General features: G+C 68.8%; 15 protein-coding genes. 13 read left to right on the plus strand and 2 right to left on the minus strand.

Annotated elements, in window-relative coordinates; all coding sequences use genetic code 11:
* Positions 1–8 precede the first annotated feature (8 nt).
* The 11 genes from ahpC to hemP all read left to right on the plus strand — a co-directional run bounded on the left by ahpC (position 9) and on the right by hemP (position 9,702).
* Positions 9–581, plus strand: a complete 573-nt coding sequence (ahpC, locus tag GON04_RS02630) for an alkyl hydroperoxide reductase subunit C (RefSeq protein ID WP_157396450.1) — start codon at positions 9–11, stop codon at positions 579–581.
* A gap of 109 nt (positions 582–690) precedes the next feature.
* A complete protein-coding gene (gene ahpF / locus GON04_RS02635; RefSeq protein ID WP_157396451.1) occupies positions 691–2,247 on the plus strand; it encodes an alkyl hydroperoxide reductase subunit F in 1,557 nt (518 codons plus the stop codon).
* Between the two features lie 106 nt (positions 2,248–2,353).
* The gene (gene bfr / locus GON04_RS02640) at positions 2,354–2,830 is read left to right on the plus strand and encodes a bacterioferritin (RefSeq protein ID WP_181653852.1); all 477 of its coding nucleotides are present in this window, start codon (positions 2,354–2,356) and stop codon (positions 2,828–2,830) included.
* Positions 2,831–3,168: 338 nt separating this feature from the next.
* The gene (locus GON04_RS02645) at positions 3,169–5,493 is read left to right on the plus strand and encodes a TonB-dependent receptor (protein ID WP_338050874.1); all 2,325 of its coding nucleotides are present in this window, start codon (positions 3,169–3,171) and stop codon (positions 5,491–5,493) included.
* Between the two features lie 11 nt (positions 5,494–5,504).
* Positions 5,505–6,182, plus strand: a complete 678-nt coding sequence (locus tag GON04_RS02650; protein WP_157396453.1) for a Fe2+-dependent dioxygenase — start codon at positions 5,505–5,507, stop codon at positions 6,180–6,182.
* On the plus strand, positions 6,179–7,291 hold the full coding sequence (locus tag GON04_RS02655) for an alpha-hydroxy-acid oxidizing protein (RefSeq protein ID WP_181653853.1): 1,113 nt from the start codon (positions 6,179–6,181) through the stop codon (positions 7,289–7,291). The genes GON04_RS02650 and GON04_RS02655 overlap by 4 nt, the downstream gene beginning before the upstream one ends.
* Positions 7,292–7,345: 54 nt before the next feature.
* Positions 7,346–7,582 (plus strand): (2Fe-2S)-binding protein, encoded by a 237-nt coding sequence (locus GON04_RS02660; RefSeq protein WP_157396454.1) that lies wholly within the window; start codon positions 7,346–7,348, stop codon positions 7,580–7,582.
* 87 nt (positions 7,583–7,669) lie between these two features.
* Entirely contained in the window at positions 7,670–8,365 is a 696-nt protein-coding gene (locus tag GON04_RS02665; RefSeq protein ID WP_181654027.1) for an energy transducer TonB, read from the plus strand.
* A gap of 8 nt (positions 8,366–8,373) precedes the next feature.
* Positions 8,374–9,087: a MotA/TolQ/ExbB proton channel family protein gene (locus GON04_RS02670; RefSeq protein WP_157396455.1), complete on the plus strand. Its 714-nt coding sequence runs from the start codon at positions 8,374–8,376 to the stop codon at positions 9,085–9,087.
* 1 nt (position 9,088) lies between these two features.
* Positions 9,089–9,502, plus strand: a complete 414-nt coding sequence (locus GON04_RS02675) for a biopolymer transporter ExbD (protein ID WP_181653854.1) — start codon at positions 9,089–9,091, stop codon at positions 9,500–9,502.
* Positions 9,499–9,702 (plus strand): hemin uptake protein HemP, encoded by a 204-nt coding sequence (gene hemP, locus GON04_RS02680; RefSeq protein WP_157396456.1) that lies wholly within the window; start codon positions 9,499–9,501, stop codon positions 9,700–9,702. Before GON04_RS02675 ends, hemP begins: the two co-directional genes overlap by 4 nt.
* Before the next feature lie 3 nt (positions 9,703–9,705).
* On the opposite strand, the gene GON04_RS02685 is transcribed toward hemP, so the two are convergent.
* Positions 9,706–10,113 (minus strand): GlcG/HbpS family heme-binding protein, encoded by a 408-nt coding sequence (locus GON04_RS02685; protein WP_157396457.1) that lies wholly within the window; start codon positions 10,111–10,113, stop codon positions 9,706–9,708.
* A gap of 101 nt (positions 10,114–10,214) precedes the next feature.
* Between GON04_RS02685 and GON04_RS02690 the strand changes: the two genes are divergently transcribed.
* Positions 10,215–10,907 (plus strand): Bax inhibitor-1 family protein, encoded by a 693-nt coding sequence (locus GON04_RS02690; protein WP_157396458.1) that lies wholly within the window; start codon positions 10,215–10,217, stop codon positions 10,905–10,907.
* Positions 10,908–10,958: 51 nt separating this feature from the next.
* On the opposite strand, the gene rlmD is transcribed toward GON04_RS02690, so the two are convergent.
* Positions 10,959–12,356 (minus strand): 23S rRNA (uracil(1939)-C(5))-methyltransferase RlmD, encoded by a 1,398-nt coding sequence (gene rlmD / locus GON04_RS02695; RefSeq protein WP_157396459.1) that lies wholly within the window; start codon positions 12,354–12,356, stop codon positions 10,959–10,961.
* 48 nt (positions 12,357–12,404) lie between these two features.
* Here rlmD and GON04_RS02700 point away from each other — a divergent pair, with 48 nt between their 5' ends.
* Positions 12,405–12,818 (plus strand): VOC family protein, encoded by a 414-nt coding sequence (locus GON04_RS02700; protein ID WP_157396460.1) that lies wholly within the window; start codon positions 12,405–12,407, stop codon positions 12,816–12,818.
* Positions 12,819–12,821 lie beyond the last annotated feature (3 nt).

The raw sequence follows: 12,821 nt of genomic DNA on the forward strand, positions 1-12,821 counted from the left end.
GTTCAAGCATGTCCCTGATCAACAGCCAAGTCGTCCCGTTCCAGGCCACCGCGTACCACAACGGCAAGTTCGTGCCGGTGAGCGAGCAGACCTTCAAGGGCAAGTGGTCCGTCGTCGTGTTCTACCCCGCCGACTTCACCTTCGTGTGCCCCACCGAGCTGGGCGACCTGGCCGACAACTACGCCGAGTTCAAGAAGCTGGGCGTGGAAGTCTACGGCGTGTCCACCGACACCCACTTCACCCACAAGGCCTGGCACGACACGTCGGACACCATCCGCAAGGTGCAGTACCCGCTGATCGGCGACCCCAGCCACCAGCTGGCCCGCTTCTTCCAGGTGCTGATCACCGAAGGCGAGGACACCGGCCTGGCGCTGCGCGGCACGTTCGTGATCGACCCGGAAGGCAAGATCAAGACCATCGAGGTGCACGACAACGGCATCGGCCGCGACGCCAAGGAGACCCTGCGCCGCGTGAAGGCCGCCCAGTACATCGCCGCCCACCCGGGCGAGGTGTGCCCCGCCAAGTGGGAAGAAGGCGCCCAGACCCTGAAGCCGTCGCTGGACCTGGTCGGCAAGATCTGACCCTGCGCGCGTGACGGCGGCCTCGCGGCCGCCCGCTTCCGCCGCCAAGGGCCCCGGTGCACGCCGCCGCGGCCCTTTTCTTTTCCGCCATCCAAAGGACTGACACCCCATGCTCGAAGCCAGCCTCAAAGCCCAGCTCGCCAGCTACCTGGACCGGATCTCCCAGCCCGTCGAGATCACCGCCACGCTGGACGACACGCCCGCCTCCGCCGACATGCGCGCCCTGCTGAAGGACGTCGCGGACAGCTCGCGCCTGATCACCGTCACCGAAGTGCGTGGCGGCAACATGCGCAGTCCGTCGTTCGCGATCAACCGCCCAGGCGAGACCGGCGGCCCGCGCTTTGCCGGCCTGCCGATGGGCCATGAGTTCACCTCGCTGGTGCTGGCGCTGCTCCAGGTCGGCGGCTATCCGCCCAAGGTGGAGCAGGCGCTGCTCGAGCAGATCCGCGGGCTGGACGGCGACTTCGAGTTCGAGGTGTACGTGTCCCTCACCTGCCACAACTGCCCGGACGTGGTGCAGGCCCTCAACCTGATGGCGGTGCAGAACCCGCGCATCAGGACCACGATGATCGAGGGCGGCCTGTTCCAGGACGAGATCAAGGAGCGCCAGATCATGGGCGTGCCGACGGTGTTCCTGAACGGCACCTTCTTCGACTCCGGCCGCCTGAGCCTGGAGGAGATCGTGGCCAAGATCGACAAGGGCGGCGCCGAGCGCGACGCGAAGAAGATCGCGGCCAAGGACCCGTTCGACGTGCTGATCGTCGGTGGCGGGCCGGCTGGCGCCGCGGCGGCCGTGTACGCGGCGCGCAAGGGCATCCGCACCGGCGTGGCCTCGGAACGGTTCGGCGGCCAGGTGCTCGACACCCTGGGCATCGAGAACTTCGTGTCGGTCAAGGAGACCGAAGGGCCGAAGTTCGCGCTGGCCCTGGAGGAGCACGTGCGCCATTACGACGTGGACATCATGAACCTGCAGCGCGCCAAGGCGCTGCAGGCCGATGCCGGGCTGATCGAGGTGGCGCTGGAGAGCGGCGCCTCGCTCAAGGCCAGGAGCGTGATCATCACGACCGGCGCGCGCTGGCGCAACATCAACGTCCCGGGCGAGAAGGAGTTCAGGAACAAGGGCGTGGCCTATTGCCCGCACTGCGACGGCCCCCTGTACAAGGGCAAGCGGGTGGCGGTGATCGGGGGCGGCAATTCCGGCGTGGAGGCGGCCATCGACCTGGCGGGCATCGTGGCGCATGTCACGCTGGTGGAATACGACACCCACTTGCGGGCCGACGAGGTGCTGCAGCGCAAGCTGCGCAGCCTGCCGAACGTGAGCGTGATCCTGAACGCGCAGACCACGGCGATCACCGGCGACCAGAAGGTCAACGGCCTCACCTACAAGGATCGTGCGGGCGGCGAGCAGCGGCGCGTCGACCTGGAGGGTGTGTTCGTGCAGATCGGGCTGGTTCCCAACACCGAATGGCTCAAGGGGACCCTGGAGCTGTCGCGGCACGGCGAGATCGTGGTCGACGCGAAGGGCCAGACCTCGATGCCGGGCGTGTTCGCCGCCGGCGACGCGACCACGGTGCCGTTCAAGCAGATCATCATCGCCGCCGGCGACGGCGCCAAGGCGGCACTGGGGGCCTTCGATCACCTGATCCGCACCACCGCTCCGGCGTGACGCGAATGCTTCTCACACGCAGGCCGCAGGCCTGCGTGTGGGGATCCGCCGGGTCGCGGGACTTGGCGTCAGAATGTGCGACTCACGCACACCCCGGAGAACAACAGTGCAAGGCAACCCCCAAGTCATCCAGCAGTTGCAAGCCCAGCTGAAGAACGAGCTCACGGCGACCAACCAGTACTTCCTGCACTACAGGATCCTGAAGCACTGGGGACTCGACAAGCTGGCGAAGAAGGAATACGAGGAGTCGATCGGCGAGATGAAGCACGCCGACCGGCTGATCGCCCGCATCCTGATGCTGGACGGCCTGCCCAACCTGCAGGACCTGGGCAAGCTGCTGGTTGGCGAGGACGTGCCGGAAATCCTGAACGCCGACCTGCAGAGCGAGCGAAGCGCGCAGGCCACGGTGAAGGCGGGCATTGCGGCCTGCGAGAGCGCGCAGGACTACGTCTCGCGCGAGATCCTGGAGGACATCCTCACCGACACCGAGGAGCACATCGACTTCCTCGAGACCCAGATCGACCTGCTCGGCAAGGTCGGTCTGCAGAACTACCTGCAGTCCCAGATGGGTGAGCCCGGCTAAGCCCGGCTCCGTCCCGATCAGAACCGGCCGCGCAGCACGCGCTGGCCGGTTTTTCTTTTTGGCGCACCGCCAAGCTGGCCGCAACTCGCCAGTCACTCCGCGCCGGGAGCAACGACGACGGCGGGCGCGTCGGCACCCTTCTCTCGGAGCGATCGGAACAGACGACGAGACCCGTGCCCCGGAGGGAAAGCGCCGCCCGGCTCATGCAGGCCTCTCGACTCTAAATGAGAGGGATTCGCATTTGCGTGTACACTTTGTAAATCCCATCCGGCGAGCCAGCCATTCCGCCAGCCAGCCTCACTGATTCGCCGCACCTACCTGCGGCCTTGGAGGTTTCCTTGGCTTCGAATGCACCCGCCGTCCTGTCCGCCCAGCCTGCGGCCAGCAACCGCACCCCATCCAGCCCTGCCCTGCTGCCGCTCGGCGCCATGATGCTGGCGGCCTCGTTCGGATCGCTCGCGCAGACCAATCCCGGCAGCGAAGGCGGACGGACCCTGCAGCAGGTGGAGGTGAAGGACAAGGCCGAGGCGCCTGAAGGCAAGGATTCCGTGCGTGCCACCCGCAGCACCATCGGCAAGGGCAACCAGGAACTGCGCGACATCCCGCAGTCGATCACCGTCGTGACCGAGAAGCTCATCGACGATCGCAATCTCGACACCGTGAAGGACGTGCTGCGCAACACGGGCGGCATCAGCTTCCAGGCGGCCGAAGGCGGCGAGGAAGACATCCGGCTGCGTGGCTTCTCGCTCGCCGGGACCGGCGACATCTTCCTGGACGGCATGCGCGACCCGGCGTTCTACGACCGCGACACGTTCAATAACGACCGCGTCGAACTGCTGCGCGGCTCCGCCTCCATGCTGTTCGGGCGCGGGTCCACTGGGGGCGCCGTCAACCAGGTCAGCAAGGTGCCCCGCCTGATCGACGAGAACGAGGTCGCCACCACGATCGGCAACCACGCGTACGGCCGCATCACCGGCGACTTCAACCGCCAGGTGGGCCAGGATGCCGCCGTGCGCCTGAACGTCATGCGCACCAAGGCCGACAACAACGGCGCCGGCAGCAGCGTGGACAAGGAAGGCGTGGCCGGCGCATTCCGGTGGGGCATCGGGCTGCGCAACGAGTTCCTCGTCAACGCCTACTACCTGAACAACAACAACGGCATCAACTACGGCCTGCCCTGGATCAAGCCGCGTGCGTCCGACACCACCGCCAGCAACACCATCATCGGTGGCCTCAAGCCGACCGACTACTTCGGCATGGCGAGCGACTACAACGCCGGCCTCGCCAAGATGCTGGGGATCAACCACATCCACCGATTCGACGACGGCAGCGAACTGCGCACCCAGGTGCGCAAGGGCATCTTCCAGCGTGACCTGCGTGCCAGCGCCATCCGCTTCGCGGCGGCGGGCCTGCAACCGGGCGGCGCGGCCGCGGACCTGGCCACCTTCGGCCCGGGCACCGTGTTCACGCGCGGCACCAACCTGAAGATCCAGGACGTCGACACCCTGCACGGCCAGAGTGACCTGAGCACCAGGTTCAATGCTCTGGGATACAAACACGAAGTGCAGACCGGCGTCGATTTCGCGCGCGAGGAGAAGACCCTGCTGGCCAGCCGCACGGCGGCACAGGGAGGGGTCGACCTGGTCAAACCCAACACCCTGGCCGGCACCCCCAATGACGGGGCCACGATCCCCGAGGCCAACCGCGTGCTGCGCGACAGCAGCAATTTCGTCGCCAAGGCCTACGGCCTCTACGCGCAGGACCTGATGCAGGTGGCGCCGCACTGGAAGCTGCTGGGCGGCCTGCGCTACGACAACATGGACGGGCGCTACAACCAGTTCGCCATTCCCGCCAACGCTTCCGGCCCGGTGACCACCACCAGCTTCCAGCAGAAGATCTCCGAATGGAGCCAGCGCGTCGGGGTGCTGTACCAGCCCAACGACCTGCACTCGTTCCACGCGTCGTACGGCACGTCGTTCAACACCTCGGGCGACACCTATTCGTACAACGCGCAGAGCGCCAACACGCCGCCGGAGAAGAGCCAGAACATCGAGGTCGGGGCCAAGCTGGACACGGCCGACCACCGGTTCACGACGCGGCTGGCCATCTTCCACTCGACCAAGATGAACGAGCGCAACACGGACATTGACACCGCCGCCGACCGGCTGCTGCTGTCGGGCAAGCGCCACTCCGCCGGCTTCGAGATCGACCTCACCGGGCGCCTCACGCCCCGCTGGGAGGTCTACGGCTCCTATATGTGGATGCCGATCGCCAAGGTCGACGAGGCGGCGCCCTGCCCCGCGGCGCCGGCCGCCTGCGCCCAGGGCACGGTGGGCAACCGGGTCGGCGACCGGCCCGGCCTGAGCCCGCGCCACAGCGGCACGATCTGGAGCACCTACCAGCTGACCGGCGCCGTCCGCGTGGGCGCGGGCATCAATTTCCGCAGTGCCCAGGCGCCGGCAGACGTCACCGCGCCGGCCTGGGAAGCCCCCGGCTTCGCCACGGTCGACCTGATGGCGGAATACCGCTTCAGCGAACAGGTCACGATCAAGGGCAACATCATCAATGCCGGCGACAAGCTGTATGCCGATTCCCTCTACCGCGGCCACTACGTTCCCGGTGCCGGGCGGCTGGTGCAGGTCGGCCTCATCACCCGGTTCTGAAAGGCCACGCCATGGTGCTCACGTTCCCGCTGCTCTCCGAACCGGACGTGGAGCGCGCGCGTGAGCTGCTGGAAGGCGCGCCCTGGGTGGACGGGCGCGCCACGGCCGGCGACCAGGCGGCGCAAGCCAAACGCAACGAACAGGTCCCCGGCGACGCCCCGGCGGCACGCGAACTGCAGGCATTGGTCCTGCGCGCCCTCGAACGGTCGCCCCGCTTCCTGGCGGCCGCCCTGCCCAAGCGCGTCTTTCCGCCGGCGTTCAACCGCTACGCCGACGAGGCGAACCACTACGGCCCGCACGTCGACGGTGCCGTCCGCTTCGCCGAGGGCGGCCAGCGTGTCCGCACCGACCTGTCCTGCACGGTGTTCCTGTGCGCGCCGGAGAGCTACGACGGCGGCGAACTCGTGATCCACGACGGGACAGCGTCGCAATCCGTGAAACTGCCCGCGGGCCACGCCGTCCTCTACCCCGGCACCAGCGTGCACGAGGTACGGCCCGTCACCCGTGGCAGCCGGCTCGCCAGCTTCTTCTGGGTCGAGAGCATGGTGCGCGGCGAGGAGCGGCGGCGCCTGCTGCTCGAGCTCGACGATGCCCTCACGGCGCTGCGCCAATTGCATGGCGAGAGCGCCGAGACCGTGTCGCTGATGGGCACGTACCACAACCTCCTGCGCATGTGGGCGGACACGTGAGAACGACGCCGGTCGCGCTGCCCCCCGGCGTCGTTGCCCTGTCGGACCACGAGGCGCGTGCGCGCACCGGCCTGGACCCGAACACCTGGGCTTACCTCGACAGCGTGGCAGGCGATGGCCTGACACGGCGGGCGAACCGCGCGGGCTGGAACGCGCTCCAGCTCTGGCCGCGGGTCCTGGCCCCGCTGGCGGGGCTCAGCACGGAAGTGACGCTGGCCGGAAGCCGCCTCGCCCACCCACTCCTCGTCGCACCGCTCGCGCACCAGCGCCTGTTGCACGGGGACGGCGAGGTAGCAAGCGCGATCGCCGCCTCGGCACAGCAGGCCGGCTTCGTGTTGAGCACGTTGTCGAACGTGCCGCTGGAGACGGTGGCCGCCGCCGTGCGCAACGACCAGGACCGGGGCCCGCTCTGGTTCCAGCTTTATCTGCAGGCCGACCGCGCGCGGTCGCTGGATCTCATCCGGCGGGCCGAGGCGGCGGGCTACGAAGCGCTGGTGCTGACCGTCGATGCGCCAGTCAACGGCGTGCGGGATGCCGAGCGCCGGGCGGGCTTCCGGCTGCCGTCCGGGGTGGTGGCGGCCAACCTCGCATCGACCGCTGCGGGCGACGGCACGCTGGCAGGCCTGCTGGCGCGTGCCCCGACCTGGGCCGACGTGGAATGGGTCGCCGCCCAGACCCGGCTGCCGCTGTGGATCAAGGGCGTGCTGCACCCGGCCGACGCCCGCCGTGCCCAGGCGCTCGGCGTCGCGGGCCTCGTCGTGTCCAACCATGGCGGCCGCACGCTCGACGGCACGCCGGCCACGGCCCAGGCACTGCCCCAGATTGCCAAGGCAACCGGCGGCACCCTGCCGCTGATCGTCGACGGGGGCATCCGTCGGGGCACCGATGTGCTGAAGGCGCTGGCGCTGGGTGCCTCGGCCGTGCTCATCGGCCGACCGGTCGGCTGGGGGCTGGCCAGCGCCGGCGCACTGGGCGTCTCGCACGTGCTGCGGGTGCTGCGGGACGAGCTGGAGGCGGCCATGGCCTTGTCGGGCGTTACCAGCCTGCGGGACATGCCGGACGACCTGCTGGATCCGAATGCCCTCGCCCGCCAAACGGCTTGCGAATGAGAGAGATTCTCATTTATACTCTGCTCGTCGCTGCCTGATCCACCACTGTCCGCCATGATCGTCTGTGTCTGCCGCCGAGTTTCCGACCGCGAGATCGTCCGCCACGCGCGTGCCGGCATGAGCTTCGACGACATCCAGTTCGAGCTGGGCGTCGCCACGCAATGCGGGCAGTGCGAAGGCTGCGCCCGCGACATCGTCGACCAGTGCTGCCACAGTGCTCCGGTTGCCGCCCTGCGCGGCGCCGCCTCGGCCGAGAGCGTCGCATGGGCTGGCTCCCCTTCCTTGGGCTGAGCGTCGCCCTGGTGCTGCTGGCGCTGCGGTGGGTGTTCCGCCGCTAGCGCCCAGCACCTCCACCCGATTCGCATCCTCGGTTTCCGCATTCCCGTGTCCGTCGCCGCCCCTCCCTTCACCCGCCATCGCAACCTCGTCATCGCCGGCGGCGTGGTGCTGTTCCATGTGGCGGCCCTGTGGGCGCTGCAATCCGGCCTGCTGCGGCGAACGATCGAGATCATCGTTCCGGCGGCGATCCTGACCGAGCTGACGCCCGAGGAGCCCAAGGTGGCGCCACCGCCGCCGGCCCCGCCGCCCCCCGTCAAGGCCGAGCCGCCGCCGAAGAAGGCGCCGGCACCGCGCCCGCTGCCACCCGCCCCGCAGCCGGTCGCGCGGCCCGATCCCGCTCCGGCTCCCAATGCCCCCCTGGGCGTCGCCACGCCCCAGCCGCCCGCGCCGCCCATCGCGGCCCCGGTCGCGCCTGCGCCGCCGGCTCCCGCTCCGGCGCCGCCGGCACCCCGGGTCGAACTGCCTTCGACCGACGCCGACTACCTGCAGAACCCCAAGCCCGCCTACCCGCCGATCAGCAAGCGCCTCGGCGAGCAGGGCAAGGTGGTGGTGCGCGTCCTGATCGGCACCGACGGCCTCGCACAGCGCGCCGAAGTGGCCGATTCGAGCGGCTACGACCGCCTCGACCAGGCCGCCGTCGCCACGGTCCTCAAGTGGCGCTATGTTCCCGGCAAGCGCGGTGGCGTTCCGGAGGCGATGTGGTTCCGGGTCCCGATCAATTTCGTGCTGGAGTGAATAACAGAATGACATCCCAATTTGGCCTGCTGAACCTCTGGAACCAGGGGGACCTCGTTACCCGCGGCGTCGCGATCCTGCTGCTCGTGATGTCGCTCTCGTCCTGGATCGTCATCATCGTCAAAGCGCTCGATCTCGGCCGGCACGCCCGCCAGGCGCGCCAGACCGAAGGCTTCTGGCACAGCGCCGATTTCGCCGAGGGCGTGAGCAAGCTCGGCACCGACCCGGCCAACCCGTTCCGGGCGCTGGCGACCGAAGGACGCGAAGCGACGGCGCACCACCACGCGCAGCCGCAGTTGCACGATTCGCTGGACGTCAGCGAGTGGCTCACGCGCAGCCTGCGCAACTCGATCGACGAATCCACCGCCCGCCTGCAGTCCGGCCTGGCGGTGCTGGCGTCGGTCGGGTCCACTGCGCCGTTCGTGGGCCTGTTCGGCACCGTCTGGGGCATCTACCACGCGCTGATGGAGATCAGCGTGGCGGGCCAGGCCACCATCGACAAGGTGGCCGGCCCGATCGGCGAGGCGCTGATCATGACGGCGCTCGGCCTGGCTGTCGCCATCCCGGCCGTGCTGGGCTACAACGCACTGGTGCGCGGCAACAAGACCGTCATCATGAAGCTCAACCGCTTCGCCCATGACCTGCACGCCTACTTCCTCACCGGTGCGCGGGTGTCCGCCGGCGGCGCCGGCAACGTGGTGGCGATGAAGAAGGGGGTCTGACGTGGCCTTCGGCACCCAGGACGACACCGACGAGGTGATGAACGAGATCAACATGACGCCCCTGGTGGACGTCATGCTGGTCCTGCTCATCATCTTCATCATCACCGTCCCGGTGATGAAGCACGCGGTCAACATCGACCTGCCGCGCGCCAGTGCCCAGCCGCAGGACACCAAGCCGGAAACGGTGCGGCTGTCGGTCGACTCGCAGGGCAACTATTTCTGGAACGAACGCCAGGTGGCCGAGGCCGACCTGGCCGGCCTGCTGAAGGTGGAAGCGGCGCGCACCCCGCAACCCGAACTGCACATCCGCGGCGACAAGGCGGTGCGCTACGAGAAGGTGGCGCAGGCCATGGCGGCGGCGCAACAGGCCGGGCTGCGCAAGATCGGCTTCATCACGGAGCCGCGTACGCCATGACGCCGCCGGCCGGTTCGCAGGCCGGTGCGTCGGCTGGCCGCGAGGAGGAGCGCAGCGCCGAGACACTGCCGTCCGGGCCGCCGACGCCCCTGGACAGCACCACCCTGCTGCGGGGTGGACGTTCGGTGGAGATCCGCCACAACGGCGAGATCTATCGCCTGCAGGCCACCCGCCTCGGCAAGCTCATCCTGACCAAGTGAGGGTCAGAGCCCCAGCGCGGCAATGCCGGCGCGGGCGACCTGGGCATCCTCGCTGGACTTGACCCCGCTGACACCGACTGCGCCGATGCACAGGCCGTCCTTGAGGATGGGCACGCCGCCTTCCAGTAGGCCGCGGATGTCGGGCGCACTCAGGAACGACACCCGGCCGCCGTTGATCATCTCCTCGTAAAGGCGGCTCTCGCGCCGGCCGAGCGCCGCCGTGTTCGCCTTTGCAGGCGCGATGTGGGCCGAGACGGGCGCGGCACCATCGAGGCGCTGCAACCAGAGCAGGTGGCCGCCGTCGTCGACGATGGCGATGCTCACGGCCCAGTGGTTCTTCAGTGCCTCGGCTTCCGCGGCGGCGGCGATGGCCTTGACGTCCGCGAGTTCCAGCATGGATTTGGTCTTCATGGTGCGGGCGAGCATACCGCCAGGGGATATGCTCGGGCCCAACGGGAACCTCACTAGAATCTTTTCGTCTAACTCGACGTTCACCGAAAAGGAGCTTTGGTATGAACGAGCAAGTCTCTCCGGCCGGCTACGGCTATGCCCTGCCCTCCGTGCAGGAGCGCAACCGCGTCCTGCGCAACACCTACTGGCTGCTCGCCCTGAGCCTGTTGCCCACGGTGCTGGGTGCCTGGGTCGGCGTGTCCACCGGCATCACCGCGAGGCTGACCCCTGGCATGGGCCTGGTGGTGTTCCTGGGCGGTGCCTTCGCCTTCATGTTCGCCATCGAAAAGACCAAGAACTCCACCGCCGGCATCGGCGTGCTGCTGGCGTTCACCTTCTTCATGGGCCTGATGATCTCGCGCCTGATCGCCACGGTGCTGGGCTTCCGCAACGGCCCCAGCCTCATCATGACGGCATTCGGCGGCACCGCCGGCGTGTTCTTCGTGATGGCCAGCCTGTCCACCGTGATCAAGCGCGACCTGTCGGGCTTCGGCAAGTTCCTGTTCGTCGGTGCGATGGCACTGATGGTCGGCTCCATCATCAATGCGTTCGTCGGCTCCGGCACCGGCATGCTGGTCATCTGCGTGCTGGCCATCGCGATCTTCAGCGGACTCATGCTGTACGACCTCAAGCGCATCGTCGACGGCGGCGAAACCAACTACATCTCCGCCACCCTGGCGCTGTACCTGGATGCGTTCAACGTGTTCCAGAGCCTGCTGGCCCTGCTGGGCATCGCGGGCGGCGAGCGGGACTGACCGACCGGTTCGTTCCCCGTCAACGAGGGCCCCGCGGGGCCCTCGTCCATTTCAGCTCCCGCTTTTTTCGAACACCGCGATGCTCTCGACGTGGGCGGTGTGCGGGAACATGTTCACCACCCCGGCGGCCGTGCAGCGGTAGCCGCCCTGGTGCACCAGCAGGCCGGCATCGCGCGCCAGCGTGGCCGGATTGCAGCTGACGTAGACGATGCGGTGTGGCGGCGTCCAGCCTGCCGCCAGTTCCGGCTGCTGGTACAGGTCGGCAAGCGCCTTGGCGAGCGAGAAAGCACCTTCCCGCGGGGGATCGACCAGCCACTTGTCGGCCACGCCGTCACTCGTCAGCAGTTGCGGCGTCATCTCGAACAGGTTGCGGGCCACGAAGCTCGTGGGCGCCAGGGCGCACCGGCGGGCATTGCCGGCCAGGTTCTCGCGCGAGCGCGCCACCAGCGTCTCGCTGCCCTCGATGCCGAGCACTTCGCGCGCCCGGGTCGCAAGGGGCAGCGTGAAATTGCCCAGCCCGCAGAACCAGTCGATCACCCGGTCCTGCCGCTGCACGTCCAGCAGCCGCAGCGCCCGCCCGACCAGCACCTGGTTGACGTGCGGATTGACCTGGGTGAAGTCGGTGGGGCGGAACGGCATCCGGATGCCGAACTCGGGCAGTGCGTAGGCCAGCTCCGGACCGCCCTCGTCCAGCAGGTGGACGGTGTCGGGCCCCTTGGGCTGCAGCCACCATTGCACGCCGGCATGCTCGCGCGCGAACGCCCGCAGCTTGGCCAGGTCGCCGGCGCTGAGCGGCTCCAGGTGGCGCAGCACCAGCGCGATGACATCGTCGCCGCAGGCCAGCTCGATCTGCGGACAGGTCTCGATGGCGTCCATCGAACCGACCAGGGCACGCAAGGGCAGCAGCAGGTCGCTCACCGCCTTCGGCACCACGTGGCACTCGCGGATGTCGGCCACGTAGCGGCTCTTGCGCTCGTGGAAGCCGACCAGCACGGTGCCCTTCTTGCGCACGTGGCGCACGGAGAAGCGGGCGCGCCAGCGGTAGTTCCACGCCGGTCCCTCGATCGGCCGCAACACCGTCTCGGGACGTACCTTGCCCAGGTGCCAGAGGTTGTCCTCCAGCACGCGCTGCTTGACCGCGACTTGCGCGCCCGGATGCAGGTGCTGCATCTTGCAGCCGCCGCACGCCCCCTCGTGCAGGCCGAAATGCGGGCAGCGCGGGCGCACGCGCTGCGACGACTCGCGGTGGATCGCCGTCAGCTGGGCCTGCTCCCAGTTGTTCTTGCGTCGTGTCACGGTCGCGCTGACCAGTTCGGTCGGCAGCGCCCCATCGATGAACACGACCTTGCCGTCGGGCCGCCGCGCGACCCCTTGCGCCTCGATGTCCAGGGCGTCCACCGCCAGCCAGCCTTCCGGCAGCGCGGCCCCCTCGTCCTTCTTGTCCGTCATGCCCCGATTGTCTCAGGCCATACTGGGCGCCCCCCGCCGGAGGTGGCCATGGAACTGCGCATCTGCATCGACGTCGACGACCTGGAGCGCGGCATCGCGTTCTACACGGACGGCCTGGGCCTTCGGGTCGGCCGCCGCCTGCGCAGCGACTGGGTCGAACTGCTGGGCGCCGCCAGCCCGATCGACCTGCTGGTGGAAGCATCCGGCAGTGCACCGCTGGGCGATGCCCGCCCGCAGCGGCGCAGCTACGAGCGGCACTGGACCCCGGTGCACCTGGACTTCGTGGTCGACGACATCGAGCTGTCCGTGCAGCGCCTGGTCGGGCTGGGCGCCACGCTCGAGAGGCCACTGCAGGAGCGGCGCTGGGGCCGGATGGCGAACCTGGCCGATCCGTTCGGCCACGGCATCGACCTGCTCGAATTCCGCGGCCGCGGCTATGACGAGATGCTGCAGCCGGCCTGAGGC

The organism is Ramlibacter pinisoli (assembly GCF_009758015.1).
Classification (GTDB): domain Bacteria; phylum Pseudomonadota; class Gammaproteobacteria; order Burkholderiales; family Burkholderiaceae_C; genus Ramlibacter; species Ramlibacter pinisoli.